The sequence below is a fragment of the Kribbella sp. VKM Ac-2566 genome (assembly GCF_004366005.1).
GTDB classification, from domain to species: Bacteria; Actinomycetota; Actinomycetes; order Propionibacteriales; family Kribbellaceae; genus Kribbella; species Kribbella pratensis.
On sequence record NZ_SODT01000001.1, the window covers coordinates 269962 to 295925 of the forward strand.

Annotated in this window: 27 protein-coding genes and 1 tRNA gene; 12 read left to right on the forward strand and 16 right to left on the reverse strand. The window is 68.0% G+C overall.

The window, feature by feature from the left end:
• The first annotated feature begins 70 nt into the window (after positions 1-70).
• On the forward strand, positions 71-1345 hold the full coding sequence (gene serS / locus EV647_RS01325; protein ID WP_133997073.1) for a serine--tRNA ligase: 1275 nt from the start codon (positions 71-73) through the stop codon (positions 1343-1345).
• Positions 1342-2136 (forward strand): HAD family hydrolase, encoded by a 795-nt coding sequence (locus EV647_RS01330; protein WP_133997076.1) that lies wholly within the window; start codon positions 1342-1344, stop codon positions 2134-2136. Before serS ends, EV647_RS01330 begins: the two co-directional genes overlap by 4 nt.
• Positions 2137-2324: 188 nt before the next feature.
• On the opposite strand, the gene EV647_RS01335 is transcribed toward EV647_RS01330, so the two are convergent.
• Positions 2325-2879: a WhiB family transcriptional regulator gene (locus tag EV647_RS01335; RefSeq protein ID WP_133997080.1), complete on the reverse strand. Its 555-nt coding sequence runs from the start codon at positions 2877-2879 to the stop codon at positions 2325-2327.
• 586 nt (positions 2880-3465) lie between these two features.
• On the opposite strand from EV647_RS01335, the gene EV647_RS01340 reads away from it, so the two are divergent.
• Positions 3466-4275 carry an HAD family hydrolase gene (locus EV647_RS01340; RefSeq protein ID WP_133997083.1) on the forward strand — a complete coding sequence of 270 codons (810 nt, stop codon included), beginning with the start codon at positions 3466-3468 and terminating at the stop codon, positions 4273-4275.
• A gap of 4 nt (positions 4276-4279) precedes the next feature.
• Here EV647_RS01340 and EV647_RS01345 read toward each other — a convergent pair whose 3' ends face one another.
• From EV647_RS01345 to EV647_RS01370, 6 genes are all read right to left on the reverse strand, one after another.
• Positions 4280-4888 carry a bacterial proteasome activator family protein gene (locus EV647_RS01345; protein WP_133997086.1) on the reverse strand — a complete coding sequence of 203 codons (609 nt, stop codon included), beginning with the start codon at positions 4886-4888 and terminating at the stop codon, positions 4280-4282.
• A 20-nt stretch (positions 4889-4908) separates the two neighbouring features.
• A complete protein-coding gene (locus tag EV647_RS01350) occupies positions 4909-5439 on the reverse strand; it encodes a CGNR zinc finger domain-containing protein (protein WP_133997089.1) in 531 nt (176 codons plus the stop codon).
• A gap of 169 nt (positions 5440-5608) precedes the next feature.
• Positions 5609-8221, reverse strand: a complete 2613-nt coding sequence (locus EV647_RS01355; protein WP_133997091.1) for an ABC transporter permease — start codon at positions 8219-8221, stop codon at positions 5609-5611.
• Positions 8221-8937, reverse strand: coding sequence for an ABC transporter ATP-binding protein (locus EV647_RS01360; RefSeq protein WP_133997093.1), 717 nt, complete (start codon positions 8935-8937; stop codon positions 8221-8223). Before EV647_RS01360 ends, EV647_RS01355 begins: the two co-directional genes overlap by 1 nt.
• Complete coding sequence (locus tag EV647_RS01365; protein WP_133997095.1) at positions 8934-9506, reverse strand: PadR family transcriptional regulator; 573 nt, start codon at positions 9504-9506, stop codon at positions 8934-8936. The genes EV647_RS01360 and EV647_RS01365 overlap by 4 nt, the downstream gene beginning before the upstream one ends.
• 33 nt (positions 9507-9539) lie before the next feature.
• The gene (locus EV647_RS01370) at positions 9540-10112 is read right to left on the reverse strand and encodes a TetR/AcrR family transcriptional regulator (protein WP_133997097.1); all 573 of its coding nucleotides are present in this window, start codon (positions 10110-10112) and stop codon (positions 9540-9542) included.
• A 73-nt stretch (positions 10113-10185) separates the two neighbouring features.
• Here EV647_RS01370 and EV647_RS01375 point away from each other — a divergent pair, with 73 nt between their 5' ends.
• A complete protein-coding gene (locus tag EV647_RS01375) occupies positions 10186-10602 on the forward strand; it encodes a VOC family protein (RefSeq protein ID WP_133997099.1) in 417 nt (138 codons plus the stop codon).
• Here EV647_RS01375 and EV647_RS01380 read toward each other — a convergent pair.
• The 3 genes from EV647_RS01380 to EV647_RS01390 all read right to left on the reverse strand — a co-directional run bounded on the left by EV647_RS01380 (position 10592) and on the right by EV647_RS01390 (position 13066).
• Positions 10592-11569 (reverse strand): NAD(P)H-quinone oxidoreductase, encoded by a 978-nt coding sequence (locus EV647_RS01380; RefSeq protein ID WP_133997101.1) that lies wholly within the window; start codon positions 11567-11569, stop codon positions 10592-10594. The two genes, EV647_RS01375 and EV647_RS01380, sit on opposite strands and share 11 nt — an antisense overlap.
• Before the next feature lie 64 nt (positions 11570-11633).
• A complete protein-coding gene (locus EV647_RS01385) occupies positions 11634-12494 on the reverse strand; it encodes a phosphotransferase family protein (protein WP_133997104.1) in 861 nt (286 codons plus the stop codon).
• 32 nt (positions 12495-12526) lie between these two features.
• Positions 12527-13066 carry a molybdenum cofactor guanylyltransferase gene (locus EV647_RS01390; RefSeq protein WP_238175402.1) on the reverse strand — a complete coding sequence of 180 codons (540 nt, stop codon included), beginning with the start codon at positions 13064-13066 and terminating at the stop codon, positions 12527-12529.
• 80 nt (positions 13067-13146) lie between these two features.
• Between EV647_RS01390 and EV647_RS01395 the strand changes: the two genes are divergently transcribed.
• The 5 genes from EV647_RS01395 to EV647_RS01415 all read left to right on the forward strand — a co-directional run bounded on the left by EV647_RS01395 (position 13147) and on the right by EV647_RS01415 (position 18017).
• Complete coding sequence (locus EV647_RS01395; protein ID WP_133997110.1) at positions 13147-13938, forward strand: carbon-nitrogen hydrolase family protein; 792 nt, start codon at positions 13147-13149, stop codon at positions 13936-13938.
• 54 nt (positions 13939-13992) lie between these two features.
• Complete coding sequence (gene cobC, locus EV647_RS01400; protein WP_133997113.1) at positions 13993-15060, forward strand: Rv2231c family pyridoxal phosphate-dependent protein CobC; 1068 nt, start codon at positions 13993-13995, stop codon at positions 15058-15060.
• Positions 15061-15144: 84 nt separating this feature from the next.
• Positions 15145-15681, forward strand: a complete 537-nt coding sequence (locus tag EV647_RS41810; RefSeq protein WP_166680175.1) for a BatC protein — start codon at positions 15145-15147, stop codon at positions 15679-15681.
• Positions 15678-16979 (forward strand): cupin domain-containing protein, encoded by a 1302-nt coding sequence (locus EV647_RS01410; RefSeq protein WP_238176959.1) that lies wholly within the window; start codon positions 15678-15680, stop codon positions 16977-16979. The genes EV647_RS41810 and EV647_RS01410 overlap by 4 nt, the downstream gene beginning before the upstream one ends.
• A 96-nt stretch (positions 16980-17075) precedes the next feature.
• A complete protein-coding gene (locus tag EV647_RS01415) occupies positions 17076-18017 on the forward strand; it encodes a sucrase ferredoxin (protein WP_133997116.1) in 942 nt (313 codons plus the stop codon).
• Positions 18018-18132: 115 nt separating this feature from the next.
• Here EV647_RS01415 and EV647_RS01420 read toward each other — a convergent pair whose 3' ends face one another.
• Entirely contained in the window at positions 18133-18732 is a 600-nt protein-coding gene (locus EV647_RS01420) for a gamma carbonic anhydrase family protein (RefSeq protein WP_133783424.1), read from the reverse strand.
• 784 nt (positions 18733-19516) lie between these two features.
• Between EV647_RS01420 and EV647_RS41815 the strand changes: the two genes are divergently transcribed.
• Positions 19517-19666: a hypothetical protein gene (locus EV647_RS41815; RefSeq protein ID WP_166679925.1), complete on the forward strand. Its 150-nt coding sequence runs from the start codon at positions 19517-19519 to the stop codon at positions 19664-19666.
• 220 nt (positions 19667-19886) lie between these two features.
• Positions 19887-20795: a phosphotransferase gene (locus tag EV647_RS01425; protein WP_166680176.1), complete on the forward strand. Its 909-nt coding sequence runs from the start codon at positions 19887-19889 to the stop codon at positions 20793-20795.
• Positions 20796-20987: 192 nt separating this feature from the next.
• Here EV647_RS01425 and EV647_RS01430 read toward each other — a convergent pair whose 3' ends face one another.
• Together EV647_RS01430 and EV647_RS01435 are read right to left on the reverse strand one after the other, a co-directional pair.
• Positions 20988-22205 carry an MFS transporter gene (locus EV647_RS01430; RefSeq protein WP_133997122.1) on the reverse strand — a complete coding sequence of 406 codons (1218 nt, stop codon included), beginning with the start codon at positions 22203-22205 and terminating at the stop codon, positions 20988-20990.
• A 77-nt stretch (positions 22206-22282) separates the two neighbouring features.
• Entirely contained in the window at positions 22283-23521 is a 1239-nt protein-coding gene (locus EV647_RS01435; protein WP_133997125.1) for an MFS transporter, read from the reverse strand.
• Between the two features lie 242 nt (positions 23522-23763).
• Between EV647_RS01435 and EV647_RS01440 the strand changes: the two genes are divergently transcribed.
• Positions 23764-23852 (forward strand) — tRNA-Ser (locus tag EV647_RS01440).
• A 31-nt stretch (positions 23853-23883) separates the two neighbouring features.
• On the opposite strand, the gene EV647_RS01445 is transcribed toward EV647_RS01440, so the two are convergent.
• The 3 genes from EV647_RS01445 to EV647_RS01455 all read right to left on the reverse strand — a co-directional run bounded on the left by EV647_RS01445 (position 23884) and on the right by EV647_RS01455 (position 25950).
• The gene (locus tag EV647_RS01445; RefSeq protein WP_370342081.1) at positions 23884-24366 is read right to left on the reverse strand and encodes a DinB family protein; all 483 of its coding nucleotides are present in this window, start codon (positions 24364-24366) and stop codon (positions 23884-23886) included.
• 27 nt (positions 24367-24393) lie between these two features.
• Positions 24394-25041: a hypothetical protein gene (locus tag EV647_RS01450; protein ID WP_133997128.1), complete on the reverse strand. Its 648-nt coding sequence runs from the start codon at positions 25039-25041 to the stop codon at positions 24394-24396.
• 150 nt (positions 25042-25191) lie between these two features.
• Positions 25192-25950 (reverse strand): DinB family protein, encoded by a 759-nt coding sequence (locus EV647_RS01455; RefSeq protein ID WP_133997131.1) that lies wholly within the window; start codon positions 25948-25950, stop codon positions 25192-25194.
• Between the last annotated feature and the right edge of the window lie 14 nt (positions 25951-25964).

A 25964-nucleotide genomic window follows, 5' to 3' on the forward strand; every position in this document is an offset into this window, starting at 1 on the left:
GTCACGTGTACCTAGATCATCATCCCGAATAGACTTCGCCGGTTCTGACACGCCCCGATACCCTCAGGGTGTGATTGACGCGAAACTGCTCCGTGAGACCCCTGATGTCGTGCGCGCCGCCCTGACCAAGCGCGGCGAGAGTACGGACCTGGTCGACCAGATCCTGGTCGCCGACGGGGAGCGTCGATCGTCCATCTCCGCCTTCGAGGCGCTCCGGGCCGAGCAGAAGTCGCTCGGCAAGCAGGTCGCCCAGGCCAAGGGTGACGACCGCACCGCGCTGCTCGAGCGCACCAAGGCGCTGGCCGCCGAGGTCAAGGCCAACGAGGCCGCCGCGAACGACGCCGCCCGCCGCTTCGACGAGCTCGCCGCCGCCCTGCCGAACCTGGTGTCCGACGAGGCCCCGGTCGGCGGCGAGGACGACTACGTGGTGGTGGAGGAGGTCGGCAAGCCGCGCGACTTCGCGGCCGAGGGTTTCGAGCCCCGCGACCACCTGGCGCTGGGCGAGCTACTCGGCGCGATCGACATGGAACGCGGCGCGAAGATCAGCGGATCCCGGTTCTACTTCCTCAAGGGCGTCGGGATGCTGCTCCAGCTCGGCATGCTGCAGCTGGCCGTCCAGCAGGCGGTGGAGAACGGCTTCACCCCGATGATCACGCCGACGCTGGTCAAGCCCGAGGTGATGGGCGGCACCGGCTACCTGTCGGCGCACGACGACGTGTACCGCCTCGAGGACCCCGAGCTGTACCTGACCGGTACGTCGGAGGTCGCGCTGGCCGGCTACCACATGGACGAGATCCTCGACCTGAGCAACGGCCCGATCCGGTACGCCGGGTGGTCGTCGTGCTACCGCAAGGAAGCCGGGTCGCACGGGAAGGACACCCGCGGGATCATCCGCGTCCACCAGTTCGACAAGGTCGAGATGTTCTCCTACTGCAGGCTGGAGGATGCGGCCGCGGAGCACCTGCGGCTGCTGGCCTGGGAGAAGGAGATGCTCGACAAGATGGAGCTGAGCTACCGGGTGATCGACACCGCGACCGGTGACCTGGGCGTCTCGGCGTACCGGAAGTTCGACTGCGAGGCGTGGGTGCCGACGCAGGGCCGGTACCGCGAGCTGACCTCGACGTCGAACTGCACGGACTTCCAGGCCCGCCGCCTGAACATCCGGCACCGCGACGCCGACGGCAAGACGCAGCCGGTCGCGACGCTGAACGGCACCCTGGCGACCACTCGCTGGATCGTCGCGATCCTCGAGACGCACCAGCTGGCCGACGGCTCGGTCCGGGTGCCGACCGCGCTGCAGCCGTACGTCGGCGGCCGCGAGGTCCTCGAACCGGTCGCCAAATGACGGATGGTCCGCGGCCGACGGCCGTTGCCCTGGACATCGATGGGACGCTGATCGACCACGACGAGGGGATGTCACCCGCGGTCGTCGACGCGGTCCGCCGTACCGCCGAGCAGGTGCCCGTGATCCTGGCCACCGGCCGGGCCTGGTCGACCACCAAGCCGGTGGCCGAGCGGCTCGGGCTGCGGTCCGGCGGATTCGTTGTCTGCAGCAACGGTGCGCGCACGCTGCGCTACCCGGACGGCGAGGTCGTAGACGAGCGGACCTTCGACCCGTCGACGGTGATCACGTCGGTGCGCCGGTACGCGCCGAAAGCACGGATGGCGGTCGAGGACCAGGACGGCAGCTACCTGGTCACCGCGCCTTTCCCGGACGGCGATCTCGGCGCGAACGCGCGAATCCGTGTCGTCGGCGACGACGAGCTCGCACCGCAACCCGTGACCCGGTTGATCATCCGGGACCCGGACCAGTCCGAGAGCGATTTCGTCCACCTGGCAGAGCGCCTCGGCCTGCACGGGGTGAGCTACTTCGTGGGCTGGACCGCGTGGCTGGACATCGCGCCCGAGGGTGTGGACAAGTCGACCGGCCTGAAGGTGGCGCTCGCCCAGCACAACCTGGACCCGGCCGGCCTGCTGGCGATCGGTGACGGACGCAACGACATCGAGATGCTCACGTACGCCGGTCTCGGCATCGCGATGGACTCCGCTCCGGACGAGGTGAAGGTCGCCGCCGACGAGGTCACCAAGTCCGTCCAGGACGACGGCGTCGCCGCCGTACTCAACCGCTGGTTCTAGGCAACCTTTTCGGGCAGAACCGAAACCACTTGACAAACCACATGCCATAGGCAAGCGAAAGGCCCGGACTCCCTGTGATCACGGGGCGTCCGGGCCAAGCTCATACCCTCTCTCCTTCTTTCTTCAGTTCAAAAAGAGGAAGGAGAGGGTGGGGTGTCCGATAGTCCGCTGGCGGGCCGAGTATCGGATCAGGCGACTCGGCTGCCGCCGGTGCGGCGCGGCTGGTGCTGCTGGTCGACGACGGTGTCGAACGCGTCCAGCACGGCGCCGAGCTCGGGCCGCGGCCGCGGCGTCTTGGCTGCCGGGCTCTGACCGCGACGGGCCCGCCGCAGGTGCCTCTTGACCGTCGACAGCGAGCAGCCGAGCCGCATGGCCAGGGACTCCAGGCTGTCGTTCGGGTACTGGGTGCGCAGCCGCAGGACTTCTTCGTGGCTGACCGGACGGCGGGTGCCCCGCGCGCCGGCAAGCTGGTCGAAGTCGTCCGCCTGCACCTCGACGTCGAGCAGGTTGCGGATCGAACGCCGTTGCGCAGCAGTGGTTCCGGCGACGAAGCCGCTCACGTCGTGCTCGGCGACGGCGCTGTACAGGCAGTCCGTGAAGAGCGGGCACGACGCGCAGATCGTCTTGGCCTCGCGGACGAGCTGCTCGTAGCGCTCCCTCGTACGACGCGTTGCGGACGCCGGCGGCGGCTCCTCCATCAGGCGGTGCTGGAAAATGTCGGAACGCGCGATGCAGCCGGTCATTGCCCCCTCCCCCTTGGAACATGTGTCGACAGCCGCTCGGGAGCTACTGCCCCCCGGCCCCGCTAGATTGGCGCTGTTGACGATCATCAAGGCTCCCCAAGTATCAAGACCCGAATGAACGAACGGTGAACGACGTTCGTCCGCACGGATCCGCTAGCTGATGGACCTGCGCAATGTGCCTGCCCACCGTGTCGTCCCGGGCGCGGGACGGACCGATCCATAACTGTTGACGTCGCTGCCGCGGTTTTGGTTGCAGCCAATTCCACAACAGTTCTTCGACGCTTGTATGTGCTTCCGGAGGTGGGGCGGCATCAGTCGCGCTGATCCAGAACAGGCTTACGACGCGAACGAACAGCCCCCGGTTCCCCGCCAGGCCACCGCATGAAATCACGCGTCCCCCGGGTGGCGCAGGGGAACTAGCTGCCTTTGCAGCATCCTGCCGTAACGGTCTGGTGACGTTGTCAAAAGCTCAATCAGATAAGTCAAAAAGACTTGAAACCAACGTCTTACCGCTTGCGCCCGAGGCACCTGGAAGGGTAGTGCGCGACCAGCTCGCGCGAAGGTGCCGTGGCGATATCGTTACCCGGTGACGGTTCCGCGAAACCCCCGCTTGATAGCCACCGATCTCGACGGGACGCTCGTCCGTAGTGACGGCACCGTGTCCGACCGGACCCGCGCCGCGGTGCTCGCGGCGCAGCAGGCGGGAAGTGTTTTCGTAATGGTCACCGCCCGGCCACCTCGCTGGCTGCACGACCTGTCGTACCTGGTCGGCGAGCACGGTGTCGCGATTGTTGCCAACGGCTCCATTCTGTACGACGTCCTGCGCCGCAAGGCGATTCGGACCAGGTTGATCGAGCCCGCGGTCGCACTCGAGGTGGCGCAGGCGATCCGGGCGGCGATTCCGGACGTGCAGTTCGCCATCGAGCGACCGGACCGCTACGGACAGGAACCGGTCTACCTGAATCGCTGGCCGACACCGGACGACACCTTGGTCGCCGCGGTGGAGGAGTTGCTCGCGGAGCCGGCCGCCAAGCTGCTCGTCCGGCATCCGAGCCTGCAGTCCGACGAGCTGCTCGGACTGGTGAATCCGTTGGTGGGCCAACGAGTGACCGCCAGTCACAGTGGAGGTCACGGTTTGGTGGAGATTTCGGCCAGTGGCGTCTCGAAGGCCACGATGCTGGCCGATTTCGCCGCCACACAAGGGATCTCGGCTGCTGAGACGATCGCGTTCGGTGACTCGGTCAACGATCTTCCGATGCTCGCCTGGGCCGGAACGTCGTACGGCGTCGCGAACGCGCACCCCGAAGTCCTCGCGGTGGTGGACAGAATTGCCCCCGCAAACGACGAGGACGGCGTCGCCGCCGTCCTCGAGGAGTTCTTCCAGCCTTTGAAATAAGGCGTTACAGGTACATCCCGCCGCTGCCCGGGCCGTCGGTGTTGGCGGCCTGGGGTGCGCCGGGAAACGCGGGGTGCTCTTCGCCGGGCAACTGCTGGCCACCCGGCAGTGCACGACGCATCTGCTCCAGCTGCTGACGCGCGGCCATCTGCTGCGCGAACAACGCTGTCTGGATGCCGTGGAACAAGCCTTCCAGCCAGCCCACCAGCTGCGCCTGCGCGATCCGCAGCTCGGCGTCGGTCGGCGTGCTGTCGTCGGTGAAGTCGAGGCTGAGACGCTCCAGCTCCTCGACCAGTTCCGGCGCGAGGCCGCTTTCGAGTTCCTTGATCGACGCCTCGTGGATCGAGCGCAGTCGCGCCCGGGAGGCTTCGTCGAGCGGTGCCGACTTCACCTCTTCCAGCAGCTGCCGGATCATGTTCGCGACCCGCATCACCTTGGCCGGCTGCTCGACCAACTCCGTCACCGAGCGCGGTTCGTCGTCGTGCTCGTCCTCGTCGGAGCGCGGCGGTCCCTCGACGGCCATGCCGTCCGGTCCGACGATGAGCACCTTGCCGTCTTCGGTGCGCGCCCCGGCCATCGGGACTTCCTGGCCCTCGCTGCTGCTCTCACTCATCTGCCCATCCTAGGCCGGGGTCATGAGGCGCGGGCTCGGTGGCGGCGTACGGCGTCCCGGTTGGCGCAGGCGGGGCTGCAGTAGCGTTGGCGCCCGGTGCGGGCGAGGTCGGCGTACACGTTGTCGCAGCCCTCGGTGGCACAGCGGCCGAGCCGGGTGATTCCACGGCCGGCCAGGTGCAGCGCCGTACCGGTGCTGATCAGTGTCGCGACCAGTCGCCCGACGGGCACGGTGTCCGGGCGGTAGTGCATGTGCCAGCCGTCGCCGGCGTGGTTGGTGAGCCGCGGATGCTCGGTGTACTTCGCGAGCATCGCATTCAGTAGGTCGACCCGCGCCTGCTCGTCCGGTGCGTCCACGACCAGCAGCCACTCGTCGAGCGCGGTGCGTACGGCGGCCAGATCCGCGGCGGTGACGTGCCGCTCGCGCACCAGGCGGCTCTCGACGCCGCTCTCCTCGCACCGCTCGGCCAGCTCGTCCGGTGTATTCGCCGGGCGCGTCACCAGGTTCACCGCGAGCAGGACCGCGTCCGCGCCGTAAGGGTTGAGATGCATAATGCCATTACATCACGATGGATCCATGACCGACCTCCACCGCCATCGCTGGTCCACGATCTCGAGCCACCACGTCAGCGAAGGGCTGGTCGTGTACCAGCGGTGTGCTTGCGGCCAATGGCGCATCACAAGCACACCGCCGTACCCCGTTGCCCACCCAGAGATCGCGTTAGTCGATACGGCTGACCATCGGTAGGCGGGAACGGGTGAGCAGCCAGGCGAGGAGGCCGGCGAACAGCGGTACGACGATCACGATGCCGCCGATCTCCGCCCACGGGACCACGAAGTGCGGTGACCCGAACGCCGCGTGCGCGGTGTAGCCGTACAGCGCACCGACTCCCACGCCCAGCACGCAGCCCAGCTGTCCGAGCACCCACGCCTGCGCCGCCGCGAGCGACCGTCGGCGCCTCGGGGGCGCACCGATCGCAGCGAGTGTGGCGAGATCGGCTCGTCCCTCGGCAGCTGACAACGACACCGAGATCGCGACGCCGAGCAGCGTGACCACCGTCGCCGCGAGCAGGATCCCGATCAGGAACAGCCGTCCCGGGCTCTGGTACCCCTTCTCGACCTGAAGCCCCTCATCCGTCCCGAGCGTCCGGGCGACCGCGGCGAGCTCGTCCTTGGACGGCTCCCTCGTCAGCTCGAAATGCACCTCGCTGACCCGGATCGTGCCCAGCTCGCGGGCCGCGTCCCGACTGATCAACGCGGTGTCCCGCAGGAACTGGACCGCGGGCGGGCCACCGAACGACACGGCGTCGAGGTTCCGCAGATAGTTCTGGTCGTCATCGTTGTGCATGGCAACCTTCTGCCCGGGCTCGAGCTCGACGCCCGGAACCACCACCTTGCCGGCCCGCAGTGCGGCGGCAGCCTTCTCGCCGTACTCCCCGAACCGGGCGATGAACGCCGGATCCACTGCCTGCAGACTGAATCCGGCCATTCCCTCGGAGCTCTCCGGCGTCGCGACCGCAAGGATCGGCAGGTAGCCGTATTCGTTGGGCTTTGCGTTCGGCAACAGTACGTCGCCGAGCTCGTACTGCGTCCGCACCGGCAACTGCGCGTTCAAAGCCGAGACGAGCGCCGGCGTAATCGTGGTCTCACCCAGAACGCCTTGGTTGACACGCAGTACGGCGTCACCGTGCCGGCCGGCTGCGACGTAGTTCGCGGCGTCGGCCGCAATCGAGTTGGACGCGGCGAACGCGACGGCAGCCGTGCCGGCGACGGCCATCATGATCGCCGCGGTCGCGGGACCCGTGCGATGCCGGTGCCGTGCGGCGTCGCGCATCGCCATCCGGCCGCTCAACGGCAGCGACCGCGCCAGGCCGGCGACCTTCACGACCAGACTCGGCAACATCCACACCAGTGCGATGATCGACGCCGTGATCCCGAGCAGGACCAGCGCGATCGGACCGCTCGGCGTCGCGCTCGCCTGCTGACCCATCGGCGAGTGCCGCGCCGACCTCAACGCGGCGGCGATCAGCGCGCTGCCCGCGAAGACGCACACCAGCCCGCCGGCGAGCAGGACCACCGCGGCGAGCCGGATCCGCGCCGCCTTCGCCGTCACGGTGAACCGCCCGGCCAGCGCAGCCATCGGCGCCTGCCGACCGGCACTGATCGCCGGTACGACGGCAGCGGCGAGTCCGGCGCCGAGACCGAGGACGGCGATCGCCACGATCGTGCCCCAGGGGATCTGCCAGGCCGTGAAGATCGTGTCCGTCATCCGTTCCCAGACGGGCTTCGCGCTGACCACCGCGATTGCGGCGATCACCAGTCCGCCGGCCACGCCGACCAGTCCGGCGAACAGACCTTGCAGCACGACGATCCGCCGGACGTCACCCGGCGTACCTCCGGCCGCCATCACCAGACCGAGTTCGCGGGTCTGGCGGCGCGCGCCGACCGCGAACGCCGTACCGGCGAGCAGCACGATCTCCAGGATGCCGAAGCCGATCACCAGCGCCATCGCGGCGTACGGACCGATGTCGTCGGCGGTCGTGCCGTACGGGTCCGGTGGCGGATCGACGATGGTTGCTCGCGGCAAGAGAAACAAGCCCTTGTCGACCAGCTCGGCGCTGAGCTGGTCGGTGTCGGCCGAGTCCGGCAGGTCGACGAGGTACTGGACGGTGCGCGTCGGGTCGACATGGTTCAGCGCGGAGTCCGGCGTGGCGAAGATTGCCGGCGTGCTCTGTGTGGTGAGCATCCGGGCGATGCCGACGACGGCGTACCTCTTGCCGTTCGTGCTCTCGACTCTGTCGGTCCGGCCGAGCTTCTCGGCGAGTGACGGCGAGATCGCGACCTCATCGGGCTTCGCCGGGAGCCGGCCCTTGTCGAGCTTGACGGTCCCGGTCGTCAACGGGTTCGCGCCGTCGCCCGTGAGCAGCGTGACCGTGGTCCTCGAGTCCGGGATACGGACTTCGACCATGCCGGAGTCGACGAACTGGCGGGCCAGCTTCGTCCCCGCTGGGAGCAGTGGACTCGGGTCGAACGCCGACGGTGTCCGGACCGCCTTGTCGTGGCCCTCGGCCGGCGACGGTTCGCCGTACGTCATCTCCCGGCCCGGCGGCACCTGAAGCTTGTCGTACTGCGTGACATCGAGCCGGCCGTCCGCGCGGCCGATCGTGTTGGCGGCCAGCGTTTCGCCGCTCGGGCTCGCGGACTTCAGCACGATGCCCAGCCAGCTCGCGGCCAGCACCGGCAGGCCGATCAGGGCCGCGACCAGTAACGTGCGGCCGAGCGATCTTCGCGCCGTACGCCGAGCGATGCGCAGCGGCGCACTCCACTGGCCCATCAGCGGCTCTCCTGCAGCAGCGCATCCGCATCCGGAAGCGGGCCCGCCTGTCCTACCAGTACGCCGTCGCGCAGGTAGACCACGCGGTCGGCCCAGGCGGCGTGCCGGGCGTCGTGGGTGACGAGGACCCCGCCGATGCCGTGCTGGTCGCAACGGTCCCGGAGCAGCCGCAGGACGGCCTCGCCGGTGTCGGAGTCGAGCGCGCCCGTCGGCTCGTCCGCGAGCAGCAGGCGGCGTTCGCCGACGATCGCGCGGGCGATCGCCACTCGTTGCCGTTGGCCACCGGACATGTCGTCGGGAAAGCGGTCGGCGAGTTCCTCGATTCCCACCTCCTGCAGCGCGGTGACGGCGCACTTGCGCGCAGCCCGGCTCCGGGTGCCGTCCAGCTCCAGCGGGAGCGCGACGTTCTCGGCCGCGGTCAGCGCCGGGATGAGGTTGAAGTCCTGGAACACGTAGCCGATCCGGCGACGACGCAGCGCCGCCACGGCGTTCCGGCTGAGCGTGGTGAGGTCGTTGCCGTCGACAAGTACCTCGCCTGCGGTCGGCTGGTCGAGACCGCCGGCGCAGGTGAGCAACGTCGACTTTCCGGACCCGGACGGTCCCATCACGGCGACGAGCTCCCCCGGCGCAACGGCCAGATCCACCCCCCGCAAGGCATGCACGGCCTGCTCACCCTGACCGTGCGTCCGCGTCAACTGGCGAATGTCGAGGATCACGAGTGGGCCTCCTGCTCATCCGGTACGTCGTACCTCTGGGGAGCCGGCCGTGGTTTGCCGCGGTGGCGTAACAGCATCGCCTCGCAGTGGTCGAGCCAGCGGATCTCGGCCTCGGCGCCGAAGATCATCGATTCGATGACCAGCTGCCAGGAGATCTCCCCCTCGGCGCTGTTGCGCTTCTGCCGGGTGAGTTCCTGCAGCGACTGCATGGTCGACATCCGCTGCCGCTGGACCACGGCGCTGACATCCACACCCGGCACCGCGAGCGCCAGGGCGAGCTTGATCGCGAGCTCGTCCCGCGGGCGCGACTCCCGGGCGACCGGGGTCTGGAACCACTTCGCCAACTCGTCGCGCCCGGCGTCGGTGATCTCGTACATCGACCGGCCGTCGCCTTCCGACGACGCTGCGCGGACGAGGCCGTCACGTTCGAGGCGCGTCAACGTCGTGTAGACCTGCCCGATGTTCAGCGGCCAGGTCGCCCCGGTGGCGGCCTCGAACTCACCGCGCAGCTGGTAGCCGTACTTCGGATTGTCCTGGAGCAGCGCCAGCAATCCATGCTTGATCGACATGGATACTGAGTATGCATACTGAGTATGTGGCCGTCAATCCTCGCGGGTCAGGCGGCGGACCAGGCGGGCGGTGATCGCCTTCACGTCGTACGGGCGTCCGGTGCCCGGGGTCAGCTGATCGAGGACGAGGCCGTCGATCGCGAAGTGCAGCAGGCGGATCTCCTCGGCGCCGCCCGGCAGGCCGGCGTTCGCGTTGAAGGCGACGTCGGCGTCGAAGCCCTGGCGAAGGGTGCGCGACAGGATCTCGTGCAGGCCGGGTCGACGGGCCGCTTCGAGGCGCAGCTCGAGTAGGGCGAGCGTGAGTTCCGGCCGGCCGAGGAGGCGCTCGACGATGTAGTGGACGTAGTCCGTCATCAGTTCGAGGCCCGGCTCGCGAGCGGCGAGCGGCTCGAGGACGGCCTCGTCCGGGGCGAGGCGCTCGAAGATCCGCTCGCCGAGTGCGCCGAGCAGGGCGTCGCGGGTCTTGAAGTAGTTGGACGCCGTACCGGCCGGGAGTCCGGCGGCGGCGTCGACGGCTCGGTGGGTCAGGCCGCGGGCGCCGGCCTCCGCGAGCACGGCGAGGCCTGCGTCGGCCAGTCGAGTACGGCGTTCCGGATTCCGGGGCATGTTGACAAGGCTAGCAGAGTTCCACTACAACTGTCGTACAGAACAACAACAGCTGTAGTAGTCAGGAGAGTTTATGCAACCCGCGGCATTCGGCGCGACCGTCGTCACCGACAACCCCTCGGAGGTCGCCGCCTTCTACACGCAGTACCTCGACCTGCAGGTCGGGATCGATCTCGGCTGGTTCATCACGGTCCGCCGCGGCACGGCGGACTGGGAGCTCGCGATCATGGAGCGCGGCCACCCGACGATTCCGGCGGCGGTGTCGGCGCAGACCGAGAGCGGATGCGTCTTCGGCTTCGTCGTCGACGACGCCGACAAGATCGCCGCCGCGCTGCGTGCGGGCGGCGTGAAGCTCGAGGGCGACCCGAAGACCGAGGTCTTCGGCCAACGGCACTTCTTCGTCCGCGACCCGGCCGGCACCTGGATCGACGTGATCCAGCTGGTCGAGCCCGACCCGGAATGGGTCGCCGCCAACCTGCCTACAGAGTGAGGAGGACCTTGCCCAGCTGGGTGGACTTCTCGAGGGTTTCGTGCGCCTTCGCGACCTCCTCGAGCGGGAACGTGGAGTGGACGACCGGAAGGACCTTCTGCTCCGCGATCAGCGGCCAGACGTGGCCGACGACCTCGGCGATGATCCGGCCCTTGTCCGCCACCGAACGGAACCGCAATCCAGTAGCGATCACGGATCCGCGCCGGCTGAGCAGCCGTCCGAGGTCCAGTTCGCCCTTCGCCCCGCCCTGCATCCCGATCACCACGAGGCGCCCGTCGTACGCGAGCGACTTCACGTTGTCGGTCAGGTACTTCGCGCCCATGATGTCGAGGATCACGTCCGCGCCCGCGCCCTTGGTCGCCTCGCTCACCACGGACGCCCACTCGGCGTCCTTGTAGTTGATCGCGACGTCCGCGCCGAGACGGGTGCAGAACTCCATCTTCTCCTTGGTGCCGACCGTGGTCAGCACCCGCGCACCGTGCGCGACGCCGAGCTGGATCGCCATCGTGCCGATCCCGGACGAGCCGCCGTGCACCAGCAGGGTCTCGCCCGCCTTGAGGTGCGCGGTCATGAAGATGTTCGACCAGACGGTCGCGACGACCTCGGGCAGCGCGGCCGCACTGACCAGGTCGAGACCGTCCGGCACAGGCATCACCTGCGGAGCGGGTACGACGACCTTCTCGGCGTACCCGCCGCCGGCGAGCAGCGCGCAACACTCGTCGCCGACCGACCAGCCCTCGACCTCGGCGCCGACCGCGGCGATCCGGCCGGACACCTCGAGGCCGATCGTGCCGGGAGCGCCCGGTGGCGGTGGATAGAAGCCCTGCCGCTGGAGCAGGTCGGCGCGGTTCACGCCGGCGGCGACGACGTCGATGACGACCTCGTCGTACGCCGGTTCCGGGTCCGGGATCTCGCCGATCCCGAGGACGTCGATTCCGCCGGCACCCTTGACCACGACAGCTCGCATGCTGCCCAACCTACCTTCAGCGCTCTCTTCAGCGTTCGACTCAGCGTTCGTCTCAGCGTTCGTCTCAGCGTTCGACGAGTTTCGCCAGGTCCTGTGCGATGGAGTCGAGGTAAGTGGTCTCGCCTATCGACTGGAACCAGTCCCACAGCTCGAGCGAGTGATAGAGCCGGTAGAGGTCGATCCGGTCCTCGGGTACGGCGCCGTAGCCGTCGGTGAGGCCGGCGAGCTTCTCGGGGTTGTCGTGGGCGGAGTACTGGATCGTCTTCGCGAGATCGATGAGCGGATCGGCGGCGATCGCGTTCTCCACGTCGATGAAACCGTTCACGCGCCAGGTGGTCGGATCCACGAGGATGTTGCCTTCGTGGAAGTCGTTGTGACACAGGACGGCTGCCCGGTTGTCCGCGAACAGGTGCGCGTGCTGTTCGACGTGGGCAGTGATCCCGGCGTGCAGCTTCGGGTCACCGCCGAGCTGCTCGAACTCCTGCAGCTTCTTCGCGAACTGCCGTCGCATGTACTGATCGTTGTCCGGCAGCGGGTCGAGGATCTGATCGGTCAGATAGCCGTACGCCGGTTGCGCGATGCGGTGAACGTGCTGCAACAGCTCGCCGAGTTGCGCGTACATCGCCCGCCAATCGGGCGGCTCGGCCTCGGACAGCGGAACGCCGTCGACCTTCGACAGCATCGTGACGCCGTCACCGACGTGCATCACCCGTGGGATCGAGCCGGTGAGCTCCTGCTCCAGCATCCCGTAGACGTGTACTTCTTTCGCCTGCTTCCAGAGCCACTCCGGCGCGTAGACCTTCACGATCACCGGGTCTGCGGACGTGCGCACCTCGTACACGGTGCTCAACTGCCCGCCGGTGCGCTCCACAACCTCGCTGACGTCGACGCGGACGACGTCCCTCACCAGCTGCGCGACATCCATGCGTCGAACTTATTGTCGACGTCCAGCGGTTTTCAGCCGTCTAGGTCCGACCAGGTGTCGACGTCGTCGCCTGCGTGGGTCGGTTCGGTCCAGGCGAGGTCGAGGCCGGCGAGCGTACGGCGTACCGACTTGTCTCTCGGGTCGCCTACGTCGTGGATCGCCTTCGCCAACGCGGTACGCCGGTACGCGGCCGCGAGCTGCTGCTCCCGGCCGTCGGTGTCGCGCAGCCCGTAACCGTCGTGCTCCGCGAGCCCCTGGACGAGCGTCGTCACGTCGGCCTCGGTGATCCACGGCAGGTCACAACTCACCACCACGACGACCGGTGCAGTCCCGTGCTGGAGTCCGGCCGCCAGCCCCGCTACTGGCCCGCCCGACGGCGGGTCCTCAACCGTCCAGTCCACTTCCCGGTACGTCGTACGCACCGGGCCCACGACCACAGTCGAGGCGGCCCCTGCCGTCGCCGTCAACACCCGGTCCAGCAACGACAGCCCGTCGAGCACGAGCATCGCCTTGTCCACACCACCGAACCGAGTGGACCCGCCCCCCGCCAGCACCACCACGTCGAACTCCACCGCAGCAGTCTCGCACCTGTCCGGCGCCACCTGCGCGGTGCGGCTGAGGCGCCGCGAGTTTTCTGCGGCACCATGGAGAGATGAGGATTGCCGTGGTGCAGACCGCCAGTAGCTACGACAAGGTCGCCAACCGGGACGCGGTCAGCCGTCTGGTCGCGGACGCCGCGCAGGGCGGGCCTGACCTCGTGGTGCTGCCGGAGGCGATGATGTCCGACTTCGCGGTCGAGGGGGAGTCGGTGGCGGAGGCTGCCGAGGCGCTCGACGGCGAGTTCGTCACTACGCTCCGGAAGGCTGCGGTCGAGCACGGCGTGGCGATCGTGGCGGGGATGTTCGAACGCAGCTGCGACCAGCATCGTCCGTACAACACACTCCTGGCTGTCGGCGCGGACGGCGCACTGCTCGGCGCCTATCGCAAGATCCACCTGTACGACGCGTTCGGGTACAAGGAGTCCGACCAGCTGACACCTGGTGACGTAGCCCCGGTTGTGGTCCAGATCGGCGACCACTCACTCGGTCTGATGACCTGCTACGACCTGCGCTTCCCAGAGCTCTCCCGCGCGCTTGTCGACGCCGGCGCCGAGGTGCTCGTCGTCCCGGCCGCCTGGGTCCGTGGACCGCTTAAGGAGCACCACTGGACCACACTGCTCACCGCCCGTGCTGTGGAGAACACCTGCTACGTCGCAGCGGCTGCACAGAACGGCAAGAAGTACTGCGGTCTCAGCCAGGTCATCGACCCGCAGGGCATCGCACTGGCGTCCGTGGGTGAGGCAGACGGGCATGCGTTCGCTGAGATCTCAGCCGAGCGACTGGCCGACGTACGCAAGCGCAACCCGTCCCTGCAGAACCGTCGGTACTCAGTCACTCCTCGCTGACCAGTGCGCGGACCGGCTGGCCCGAGGAACTCACTGACCCGTTAGCCTCCTGGCGTGGCGGATGGGTTTGATCTGGAGCATCACGGCGATCTCGAGGTCGGTGAGGGGCTGGTCGACCTCGCCGTCAACGTCCGCACGGGCACACCCCCGTCCTGGTTGCTCGACGCGATCACGGCGAGTCTGACCGATCTGGCGGCGTACCCACGGCAGGACGCCGCCGTTGCCGCGGTCGCGCACCGGCATGGTGTCGCGGCGGACCGGGTGCTGCTGACCGCGGGGGCTGCGGAGGCGTTCGTGCTGATCGCGCGGGCGTTCCGGCCGCGGCATCCGGTCGTGGTTCATCCACAGTTCACCGAGCCCGAGGCGGCGCTGCGTTCGGCCGGGCACCTGGTCGACCGGGTGATCCTGCGGCCCGAGGACGGGTTCATCCTGGACCCGTCCGCCGTACCGGCTGACGCTGATCTCGTTGTCATTGGTAACCCCACCAACCCGACATCGGTGCTGCACCGCGCCGACGACCTGCGCGAACTGGCGCGACCCGACCGGATCCTGGTCGTCGACGAGGCGTTCATGGACGCCGTACCCGATGAGCCCGAGTCGCTCGCCGGCGCGTCGATCCCCGGGCTGGTCGTGGTGCGGAGCCTGACGAAAACGTGGGGACTCGCGGGACTGCGGGTCGGGTACGTCATCGCCGGCGCGGGGCTGATCGAGCAGCTGGCCGCGGTCCAGCCGCACTGGCCGGTGTCCACTCCTGCGCTTGCGGCGGCAATTGCCTGCAGCAACGAGCGTGCCGTCGCGGAAGCGGCCCAGGCTGCGCTCGACATCGAACGCCAACGTGTCCATCTGCTTGACAGTCTCGGAACGGTCAACGGACTTTCGACGTACGGCGCGGCGCGGGCGCCGTTCGTTCTCGTCCATGTGCCGGGGGCGGCCGAGGTGCGGGAATCCCTGCGTGCACAGGGGTTTGCGGTACGGCGTGGGGATACGTTTCCCGGGCTCGGGCCGGACTGGTTGCGGGTCGCCGTACGACCTGAGGACGTGACCGACGGGTTCGTGAAGGTGCTGTCGGAGCTGCTGCCGTCCAATCGAGTTGGCGCTGTAACGCGCGTGGGGTTTAGCTGAGGTCCTCTTTGCGCACAAGATGACCAGTGCCCCGGTTGGTATTCCCTGGGCAACTTTCTGGCCGTTCGCGAAGGGAGCAGCACAATGGGTCTCAACGATGACGACATGAACACCTCGTCCGAAGGTGGCGAGGGCGGCGGCGAGTACGGAGGCTCGAGCGGCTCGACCGCTGCACCCGGCGGCGGGGGCGGCGGGTATGGCGAAGAAGGTCCGGCCGACGGTGGCGCATCGCAGGGCACCCAGGACGGCGGCGCCGACGGTGGCGCTGACGGTGGTGCCGGTGGAGGCGGCGGCTACGGCGAAGGTCCGGCCGACGGTGGCGCCTCACAGGGCACTCAGGACGGTGGCGCCGACGGTGGTGCCGGTGGAGGCGGCGGCGAGGGTGGCGGCGGCTACGGCGAGGGCCCGGCTGACGGCGGCGCGTCGCAGGGCACCCAGGACGGTGGCGCTGACGGTGGCGCTGACGGTGGCGCTGCGGGCGGGGCCGGCGAAGGTACTGCGGACGGCGGCGCGAACCCCAGCGGGACCGATGGCGGTGCTGACGGTGGCGCGGGCGGCTCTGATGGTGGTGCCGATGGTGGCGCGGACGGCGGCGCCGGCGGGAACTCCGGAAGCTGGTGACCACTGTGCCGGAGGCCGGGCAGTTCCCGCAGAACAACCATCCGGCCGCGCAGTCGGCGGCCGATGGCGGTGAGCAGTTGCGAGACGACTGCCCGGCACTCCGGCGCTGTGTGGCGGGGGATCTGGACGAATTCGCCAACTCCTACTGGGGTTCGCGGGCACTCTTGTCCCACGGCCCCGACCTCCCCGCGCCGTACGACGACCTGTTCAGTCTCGACGCCGTGGACGAACTGCTGTCGCGCCGCGGCCTACGGACGCCGTTCCTGCGGATCGCGAAGAACGGGTCGGTGGTCGGAGACAGCCAGTTCACCGGACCGGCTGGTGCGGGCGCGGAGATCGCGGACCAGGTACGAGACGACAAGGTAGCCGCGCTGTTCGCCAGCGGGCACACCGTCGTCCTGCAGGCACTGCACCGGACCTGGCCGGCATTGGTCGACTTCTCCACCCAGCTGTCCGCGGACGCTGGTCACCCGGTGCAGATCAACGCCTACATCACTCCGGCCGAGTCGCAGGGGTTCTCCGCGCACTACGACGTACACGACGTCTTCGTACTGCAAGTAGCCGGCGAGAAGCACTGGACCATCCACGAGCCGGTTCATCTCGACCCGCTCCGCAACCAGCCGTGGACCGACCATGCACGGGCCGTTCAAGAGGCCGCCCGCGACCAGGCACCGGTGATCGACGAAGTCCTGCGGCCCGGTGATGCGCTGTACGTGCCGCGCGGCTTCCTGCACTCGGCCAAGGCGCTAGGTGGTGTGAGCGCACACCTGACGGTCGGGATACACACACTGACGCGCTACCTGCTCGTACAGGAGCTGGCTGCCCTTGCTGCGGATCAGGCGTCCCTGCGCACCGCACTACCTCTCGGCTTCGATCCTGGCGACCCGGAGCAACTAGCCCAAGTGCTGCCGCAGGTGGTCGAACTCTTCACGCAAGAGCTCCGTACGGCGACCCCGGACGAATTGGCCAACCGCCTCCGCCGCCGTACTTGGTCCAGCAACCGCCCAGCTCCAGTCCCACCGCTGGCGCACGCCGCGTCCATCACCTCCCTCGCCGTCGGTACGACAGTCCGCCTCCGTGCCGGTCTCCGCTGCCGTCTCGTCCCCGGCGACCCGCTCGTCCTCCAACTCCCGGACCGAACCATTACCTTCCCGCCCGCCACGACCGCAGCCGTCACGGAACTCGTCTCGGGCGCCGACTGCAAGGTGGGAAACCTCCCGGGCCTCGACGACGCCGACCAACTCGTCCTGGTCCGCCGCCTCCTCACGGAGGCAGTAGTCGTCGCCACCGCCCAGTGACCACGGCCCAGTGACCGCCGCCCAGTGACCACCGCCCAGTGACCACCGCGGGTGACCATCTGCTAGTTGAAGTCGGCGACCGTATCGTGAGGTGGCGTGGACCTCGGTGACATCAGATACCGACCGGAGACCGGCTGCGCGGCGCAGGCTGACCTCCGTCACGACTCCCTGACCGCGACCGCTCCGCCGGCCGAGCGCTGGCTCCTCATCGAGTCCCGCTCCGCCTGGCCCCGCCAAGCCCTGACCTCCCTTCGAAACAGCTCGTCCGGTGCCGAACTGGGTGATGTCGTCGCGCGCCGATGCCGCGAGTTGAGCATCCGGCCCGTACTGATCCGCCGGTACGGCCGGGTCGATCGGGCTGGTCCCCGGCGCTGGGGACTGGTGGACTGCCGCCCCGGCCGCGAACTCGTTCGCTGGGGCGACCTGCCGACGGACGAACACCTACTGAACGTCCTCGCCGGCAAGGACGTGGGCGTGGTGAGCACTGCGCCGGTCTACCTCGTGTGCACGCACGGCCGACACGACGCGTGCTGCGCCGTCCGCGGACGCCCGGTCGCTGCGGCGCTGACTGCCGCCTACCCAGAACGCACCTGGGAATGCAGCCACATCGGCGGTGACCGATTCGCCGCGAACGTGGTCGTGCTGCCGCATGGCCTGTTCTACGGGCACGTCGCACCGACCCGCGCCGCCGAACTCGCCAAGCAGTACGACGAGGGTGCCGTCGTACCCGATCTCCTCCGTGGATCAGGTGCGTTCGTCCCGCCCGTCCAAGCCGCCCAGCACTTCGCCCGCGCTGCGGGTCACTCACCCGCGGTCGACAACCTCCTTCCGCAAACCGTTGAAGTCATCGGCGAGCACCGCTGGCGAATCCTCCTCGCATCCACCAACGGAACGGCATCAGGATCTTCGCCGGTCCGGCGCCTGATCGCCGTCGAAGTCTCGGCCCGCCTCGACACCGTCGACGCCCGCCTGACCTGCGCAGGTTCCTCTCCCGCCCAGATCCGTCACTTCGAACTCCACAACCTGACCACGGCCTGACCTGCGCAGGTTCCTCTCCGGCCCAGATCCGTCACTTCGAACTCCACAACCTGACCACGGCCTGACCGCTGTTGCCCGCTGCCTGACCGCTACCGCCTGACCGTCACCTGAAGGGTCAGGTCGGGTCTGCCGGGCGGTCCGAAGCGTGCTCGCCGTAGAACGCTGACTGGCGCGCCATGATGTCGCGCATGGACGTACCGCGAGGTACGCCGTACACCGTGCCCGGGAAGTCCAGGTCGCGCTGGATCTGCCACAGCTCCTCGTGCCGGTCGGGGGAGAAGAGCTGGGCCGGGTCGCCGACGGCGATCCATCCGATCGGGAGGACCGTGCCTGCTTCCAGCCGCGAGTTCACGTGCAGCACGCTGTTGATCCGGAGCTCCGCGCCTGCGCCGGCGACCGAACCTGGGAACAACGCGGCGCCCGTGGCGATGAAGACTTCGTCCTCGACCGTGGCGCCGTTGACATGTGCATGGGGACCTACCAGGACCGCGTCGCCGATGAGCGCGGGATGATCGGCCCGGCCGCGCACCAGGGCGTTCTCCATCACCACACTGTTCTCACCGAGCCGGATCTCGCCGTTCTCCGCCGTCAGCACCGCACCGTGCAGGACCCTGCTGCCTTCGCCGAGGACGACGGCACCGCAGAGCACGGCCGATGGGGCGACGTACGCGGATTCGGGCACGACCGGTCGACGGCCGCGATGTTCCAGCAACATCTGCTGTCCTCTCGTCGCGTGATCACCTCGCTCCAGCTTGTACCAAAGTCGGTTGTGCGGAATCTCCACTGCCCGGGCCCTCACAACCCGGGCGGCGGTGTCCTCCGGGCCGTCCACATCGGGGGTGGCAGGCTCGGTCCGGCGGACAATCCGGGTGGAGAACCGCGAACTGAGCCAACATTAGAACAGATGTTCGATCAGATGCAACGTATCCTGACAGGTCAGGATGTGATGTCTCAGGACAACGGTGACCGTTCTGTATCAGGACAGCGGTGACTATGGATGTGTCACGACTTCCGTGACGTTTCGGCCTGGTTTGGGCGTGGTCCACCGGGGTCTGCCGTTGCCGATGTAGGTCGTGCTGCTGGGTGCATCGTCGACCGTTCCAGTGGCCCACAGGACCCGCCGACTTACGAAGTCAACCAGGACGCCGATGCCAACGATGATCACTCCGGGCGGCCGAGCTCATCCTTCAGGGCCTCTTCATGCCGCTCCGAGTGTGGTCGGGTTAGCGTGCAGTGGGGGCGCTGCGAGGCGATCGTCCGTGCTAAATTCGTGCGAAAGCGCGAGCTTAGTCTCTAGTCGGGGCGCAACGGCGCAAGACGCCGAAAGGGCAAGGCCCACCTACTCCAGCTCAACCCTGGGAGGGACGCCATGCCCATACTCGAAGCCGTCGCGGATGCCGGGCCACGACCACCCGACGCTGCGAAGCCCATCCGGCTCGACGCCGCGCGGCCGGTCCTGTGCGTTCGCAATGTACGGGCGGCGCGTGCACTTGCGGTTCGTGCATGAGCCGGTGCTCGCTGCAGACACCGCGCGCGAGGAAGGGCTCATCATGGCCTTCATCGAAGCCCGAAACGTCAAGGAGTTGTACGCGGAGTACTCCCGCAAGGTGAGCCCGGCGCTGGTGATCTCGCGGCAGGCGTGGAGCTAGCCCAGAAGCTCACCAAGCAAGCCTGGGGCGGCACGGACTTCACCGTGCGCGACCTGGACGGCAACACAGTCGCCTTCGTCGGCTGAACGAAAGCCGCAAGCCGAGTCGGTTGCCTGACGACGGCATCGCCGCGACCCGGCGATCCCGTTCGTTGAATGCGACCGGCCCTGGCACTCGGAGCAGGCAAGATCCAACCGGTTAGGAGATGCACAGTATGGCTGTGACAAAGGACGGGCATCCGACGCAGGAGCTGCACACGCTGATTGCGTCGGCACTAGGCAAAGAGCCGATTGACTGGCATCGACCGCACACCGGGCTGTCGGCCGCGTCCTTCGTCGTGGGCTTTGCTGACGGCTCGAGCGCCTTCGTTAAGGCTGCGGTCGATGACCTGGGAGCGAAAGGGCTCCGTACAGAGCATGAGATCGTCTCCAGTATCGATAGCGACCTGGTCGCTCGGGAGCTGGCCTGGCTCGAGGACGGAGATCGCCCGGTCCTCGTGATGGAGGACCTGCGTGCTGCGCATTGGCCGGCCGACCATGACCCGGTGACGTGGAAGCCCGGTCAGTTCGATCTCCTGTTCGCGGCACTGCGGCGGGTCGGTGAGCTGCCCCCGCCGGCATCCCTTCCGTCAGCCCGGGACGGATTCCGGCCGCAGTGGCCGTTGATCGAGCGCGAGGCGGATGACTTCCTGGCGCTCGGCCTGTGCAGCGAGGCCTGGTTCAGCGCTGCGCTCGATGGACTGGTGGAAGCGGAGGGCAACGTCCCAGTCGGGGGTGATGCGCTGGTGCACAACGACGTCCGGAGCGACAATCTGTGTTTCGTGGGTCGACGCGTGGTGCTGGTGGACTGGGCCCAGGCCATTCGTGGGAACCCGCAGCAGGACCTCGCTTCGGCACTCGCTACGTTGCCAATCGAAGGCGGCCCAGATCCGTTCGACGTACTACCTGAAGGAGGGCCTTGGGCGGCCCACATCGCCGGTCAGTACGCTCGCCGGGCCGCCCACGAGACGCAGGCTCCGCAGTGGCTCCGCATGGTCTTTCAACGTATCGCCGTGATCTGCCTCAGCTGGGCATCCCGCTCGCTCGACCTGCCACCTTGGACCGGAGCCCGCTGGCACGAGATCCGCTGACAATGGCAGCTGATCACGCGCCGACTAACGCGGTTGCTAGCAAGAGCCCTGGACGATCATAGACAACGGTCGACGGGGCGAGCGGACGACCGAAGTGTCACCACCAAGACCACCAGAACTGTCACCGAAGCTCATACAGAACTGTTACCGATGTTCTGCGACATGACACCTGACAGGTCAGGAATCAGCCGCTCAGATGCGCTCGGAGCTCAACCGCGGAGCCACCCGGGCGAGCACGTAGATCGTCAGACTCGCGATCAGCGCGAGCGCCGCGAGCGCCACCCACGGCAGCTCGTGATGCACCTCGAAGAGCTGCGCGAAGAACGCCGGCGCCAGCACGCTCGAGAAGGTGAACGAGTACTGCCAGTACGACAGGTACTTCCCCCGCCCGACGGTCGGCGAGATCGCGGCCGACAGCGCGTTGTTCGTCGCCGCGTGTAGTACGTCGGCGAACGCATAGCAGGCCGTGGCGAGTACCAGCACCGGCACAACCCATCCGGCCGCGATATGCACCTGTAGCGCCATCAGCAGCGCCCACACGGCGTACGTGATCCCAGCGACCACCATGACGTTCGTACGCCGCCGCCGCTCGGTGTGCCGTACGACGAGCGTCTGACCGGTGGCGAGCACGACAGACGTCGCCGCGATCAGTACGCCGATCAGCCACTTCGGCACTGTGAGCGCTTCAGCGACGTACACCGGCACGCCGACGCCGAGCATCATCGTGCAGAGCGCCAGTAACGTGTTGGCGCCGATCAGCGCCAGGAACGTCTTGTCCTTGCGCAGCAGCGGCGCCGGGCCGCTGTCCTGGTACGTCCGCTGGTGGTGCGACGGGTGCAGCCGCAGGAGGAGCAGCCCGGCGAGGTAGAACGTCACCGCGTTGAGGGCCATCGCGATCAGGAACGGTGCGTCTCCGCCGATCGCCAGCAGCCAGCCGGCCACCAGTGCGCCCAGAGCGAAGCCACCGGCCTGCATCATCCCGCCCAGGCCGAACCACCTGTCCCGCTCGCCCTCGTCGGCGACGTCCGCGAGCAGGCTGAAGATCGCCGACCAGAACACCCGCTGACCGGTCGTCGTGACCAGCGCGCACAGGAACAGCAGCCACATCGACCGCCCGAAGAAGAAGCCCGTGAACGCCAGCCCCTGAGCGAACTGCGCCGCCACGACAAGGTTCCGCGGTCCGACGCGATCGATCACCTGACCCACCACGGCGGGCGCCGCGATGGAGAACAGTGTCGCGACGGTCAGCATCACGCCGGCGGTCCCGAGCGGGATGCCGGCGACCTTGTTGAAGAACAGCAGCACCAGCGGCCCGGCGCAGCCGCCGCCGAACGAGTCGATCGCCAGTCCGGCCAGCAGTGGGATCCGGCCGCGGACGTTCGGGAGGCCAAGTGACGCGGCTGCGGGCATGGCGGAGCGCTCCCATCGGGTCTTTTCGGCGGCTGGCGAACCGTAGCAAGCGCCCGCGAGCCCATTCCATCCGATTTTCAGTCAGTCGCGCCTACCCGACGTACCGAGACGTTCCGCAGTGGACGCCAGGCGACCGCCGTCATCGCCACCATCGCCACGAAGGCGATCGCGAACGGTGCGGCCAGACCGTACTGCTGCGCGAGTACGCCGCCAAGCGCGGAACCGATCGCGGCACCGCCCACTGAGGCCAGGAGGTACACGCTGTTCACCCTGCCCATCAGAGCGTCCGGTGTGGCCAGCTGACGCGCTGTAGTCGACACAATGCCCCACACCACGGCGTGGACGCCGAACACAGCCATGGTCGCGCCGGCGACCCACGGGTTCCTGGTGAGCGCCAGGATCAGGTGGACCGTCGTCTCGATGACCAGTCCGGCGCGGAGGAGGGTCACTGACCCCACGCGCGGCTCAAGGAAGTGGTACGTCGGCATTCCGAGCACACCGCCCACGGCACCGACCGACACGAGCAGACCGAACTGGGTCTCGCTCAGCCCCAGCTGCTCGCGCGCGAACAACACCCAGGTCGCGAAGGCGGCACAGAAGGTGATGTTCATGACCAGGATCGACACGGCGAGCGTCCGTACGCCGGAGTGATGCCAGAGCCAGCGCACTCCTTCGCGCACCTCATGCAACACAGCTGCGCGGGTGGAGTGGTCGGACAGCGGCGGTCGTACAGCGACGCGAGCGATCAGGGCCGCGGCGGCGGCAAAGGTGACCGCGTCGAAGACCAGTGGGATGCCGGCACCTGCAGCGAACAGCAGCGCGCCCAGCGGTGGTCCGCCGAGTTGCTGGAGCACGGTGCCGCTGGCGAACAGTCGAGCGTTGGCCTTGCCGAGGTGGAGCTTCGGTACGGCGCTGACCAGCAAAGCACCGGATGCGTTATCTGCCAGCGTTTCCGCCGTACCGAGAAGGAACAAGGCGAGGTAGACCGCCCAGAGCGGCGCGGTGTCGAGCAGTACGGCGAGACCGAGCGCGGCCAGGACGATCGCGCGAAAGGTGTCCGCGGCAACGATCATCAACCGGCGGTCGAGCCGGTCGACGAGGACGCCGCTGAACAGGGCGAAGAGCAGCCAGGGCAGCTGCTGGACGAAGGCAGCGGCCCCGACCGCTGCAGGTTCATTGGTGATGGAGGCGACGAGCAACGGGCCGGCGGCGCTCAGGGCGCCGTCGCCGAGGTTGGAGATGATCGCGGCCGGGAAGATCTTGCGGAAATCAGGTCCGAGCTCTGCCGGGACCAGGTACGCACCGAGGGAACGCATAGGAACTCCTGAGGGCATGACGAAGCGATGGACGCCGACTGTGTAGCCGGCCGGTTCGCCCGGTCAGAGCGTCAGCGCGCCGACCGGCCGGTGTGTGCGATGCCCTCGAACGACCGAGACATTGCTCCCACCTCCGTCCATACCCTCAGCGGCGCCGCGCCGCTGCGCCGACCATACCGGCCCCTCCCCACCCCCGCACTCAGTTTCCACCCGGTATCCTCAACCCTCGGCGGCAACCGCCAGGAGGGTTCGCATAGCGGCCGAGTGCGCTGGTCTTGAAAACCGGTATGGCGGGTGACCGTCATCGTGGGTTCGAATCCCACACCCTCCGCTCTGAGTCGATCGATGTCGGCCCACACCCGCTAGTAGCCCCGTCTGCCGTCGGTGAGTTCTCGGAGGATGTCGAGGTGGCCGAGGTGGCGGGCGGTTTCTTCGATTACGTGGCCGAGGATCCAGCGGAGTGAGACGAGTGGGAGTCCTTCGGGAGCCCACCGCTCGAGTTCGTCGAGATCATGATCGGCGACGATCTGTCGTGAGATCTCACACTGTGCCTCGTAGGCGTCCAGGAGGACGGACAGTGGCTCGGAGAGGCTTGGTGTGGATCGTGTCGGCTCGCCCAGAAACGATCGAACGAACCAACCCAGCTCGACACTCGTGAGGTGGTACACCAGCCAGGCGATGGTCATCTGTGGTGAGGTCTCTGGCAGGATTTGGCGACGCGCGTCCGCATCGGAGAGATCTGCGCACTTGAGTCGCACCGTCTGTCGTTGCCAATCGAGCCACCCGCTCAGCATGGCCTTCTCATCTGCGGCGGGTTCCGGTCGCTGACGGGGATCCTTGTCCACATCGCAAACTCCACCACATACCGGCGGTCAGTCTGTTTTGAAGGTGAAGGTTTTGAGGACGGGTTCCACTGCGGCTAGCCGTTCGGCTCGTTGGACGCCGCAGCAGATTTCGATGTTGATGGCGATGTTGCCGTCGGCGCCGTTCTTGCCAAGGTCGAGTAAGTAGACGCGCTGCGACGAGCCTTCGATCGAACTGGCTTCCCAGTGCACGCCGGCGCTGAGGCCGCTTCCGATCAGGGTCGACGCCTTGGGATTGCCGGCTACGTCGATGACGTAGCCGGTGAGGCCGCCGACGGTCACGGCTTTCGGTGTGGCTGGTTTGAGCCACTTGTGGTGTGCCAGCCAGGTTGTGATCTCTTTGGCGGAGGTGCCGACGCCGGGTTCGGGTTCCTCCGCGCCGGTGGTCGCGGCGGCGCGTACGTCGCGCCAGACGCAGACACAGGGATGGTCGTTGGCGACCAGGGTCAGGCCGAACTGGCCGGGTTCGTCTTCGAACATCTTCCAACCGGCCGGCACGGTGTAGGTCAGCGGAGTCTTGAAGATCTCGGATACGTAGGTACCCGCGGGCAGCGGCTCGCCAGCTACAGGTCGAACACCACTCGACGAGGCCGTGGGGCTGCTCGGGGACGGGGACGCGCTCTGGTCTGCGGAGCACGCAGGCAGAATCACCAGCACCGCGACAGACAAAGCAGCAGTCAGCCGCTTGATCGAACCGTGTGACATCTCGACCCCCCCGGGCAGGGCGGGAGTCTGCGCAGACGACCGCTGCCGCCCCCTGTTGGCCTGGCCCGCCCCACCTTCGACCCTGCGCCCATATCGCGTGGACTACAAGACCGGGGCATCACTCGCCCCGCGCGGGATCACCCGAGCAGCCTCGATGGTGTTGAGGTCTCGGGTGGTGAAGCGGTGGTGCTCCCAGCCTTCTCCGAGGATGACGTGTAGGCAGGAGCGGGTGGTTTCGGGGTGGGGGCCGTGCGGGTTCTTGCGGGGAGTGTCCAGTTCGGCCGGGGTCACGGTGGCGATGAAGTCGCGGACCATGGCGAAGCGGCCGGCGTGGGCCTCGAGAACTTCGGCGTACGGCGGTTTCTCGGTCAGCGCGTCGTCGGCGGCGTGACCCAGGCCGAGCGGATGGAAGTCCTCGCGTTCGAGGATCGACCGGCCGAACCACAGGTCGATCGCGTGCACCAGGTGCCGCAGTGTCTGCGCGAACGACCACTCGCCGTCGACCGACACGTCGGCGCTGCCTTCCGGCATACCCGCGACCCGTTCGATCGTCGCCGACCAGGTCTGCTCGAGCTTGGCCCAGGCGGTGCGGAGACCGTCGGGGTCCTCGGCGCGCCGGTCCGCCCGGCCGGGGAAGCGGCGGTTCAGCTCGGCTTCGACGTACGCCGCGACTTCGACACCGTTCACCGTCAGGCTGGCCCCGGGCTCGGCCAGCCACGGCGCGTCGATGTCCGCGCCCTGGATGTCGACTCCGCGCATCACCGCGCCGGACAGATCGGACTCGACGAACCGAGCCCCGCGCAGGTTCGCCTCGAAGAACTCCGCGCCTTGCAAGTCGTCGGACTGCCCGAACTTCGCCATGCCATCTCCCTGGT

Coding starts and splice junctions, on each gene's coding strand:
- EV647_RS01330 (WP_133997076.1), top strand. CDS start 1,342: ATGACGGATGGTCCGCGGCCGACGGCCGTTGCCCTGGACATCGATGGG.
- EV647_RS01335 (WP_133997080.1), bottom strand. CDS start 2,879: ATGACCGGCTGCATCGCGCGTTCCGACATTTTCCAGCACCGCCTGATG.
- EV647_RS01345 (WP_133997086.1), bottom strand. CDS start 4,888: ATGAGTGAGAGCAGCAGCGAGGGCCAGGAAGTCCCGATGGCCGGGGCG.
- EV647_RS01350 (WP_133997089.1), bottom strand. CDS start 5,439: ATGCATCTCAACCCTTACGGCGCGGACGCGGTCCTGCTCGCGGTGAAC.
- EV647_RS01355 (WP_133997091.1), bottom strand. CDS start 8,221: ATGGGCCAGTGGAGTGCGCCGCTGCGCATCGCTCGGCGTACGGCGCGA.
- EV647_RS01365 (WP_133997095.1), bottom strand. CDS start 9,506: ATGTCGATCAAGCATGGATTGCTGGCGCTGCTCCAGGACAATCCGAAG.
- EV647_RS01370 (WP_133997097.1), bottom strand. CDS start 10,112: ATGCCCCGGAATCCGGAACGCCGTACTCGACTGGCCGACGCAGGCCTC.
- EV647_RS01375 (WP_133997099.1), top strand. CDS start 10,186: ATGCAACCCGCGGCATTCGGCGCGACCGTCGTCACCGACAACCCCTCG.
- EV647_RS01380 (WP_133997101.1), bottom strand. CDS start 11,569: ATGCGAGCTGTCGTGGTCAAGGGTGCCGGCGGAATCGACGTCCTCGGG.
- EV647_RS01385 (WP_133997104.1), bottom strand. CDS start 12,494: ATGGATGTCGCGCAGCTGGTGAGGGACGTCGTCCGCGTCGACGTCAGC.
- EV647_RS01395 (WP_133997110.1), top strand. CDS start 13,147: ATGAGGATTGCCGTGGTGCAGACCGCCAGTAGCTACGACAAGGTCGCC.
- EV647_RS41810 (WP_166680175.1), top strand. CDS start 15,145: ATGGGTCTCAACGATGACGACATGAACACCTCGTCCGAAGGTGGCGAG.
- EV647_RS01420 (WP_133783424.1), bottom strand. CDS start 18,732: ATGTTGCTGGAACATCGCGGCCGTCGACCGGTCGTGCCCGAATCCGCG.
- EV647_RS01430 (WP_133997122.1), bottom strand. CDS start 22,205: ATGCCCGCAGCCGCGTCACTTGGCCTCCCGAACGTCCGCGGCCGGATC.
- EV647_RS01435 (WP_133997125.1), bottom strand. CDS start 23,521: ATGCGTTCCCTCGGTGCGTACCTGGTCCCGGCAGAGCTCGGACCTGAT.
- EV647_RS01455 (WP_133997131.1), bottom strand. CDS start 25,950: ATGGCGAAGTTCGGGCAGTCCGACGACTTGCAAGGCGCGGAGTTCTTC.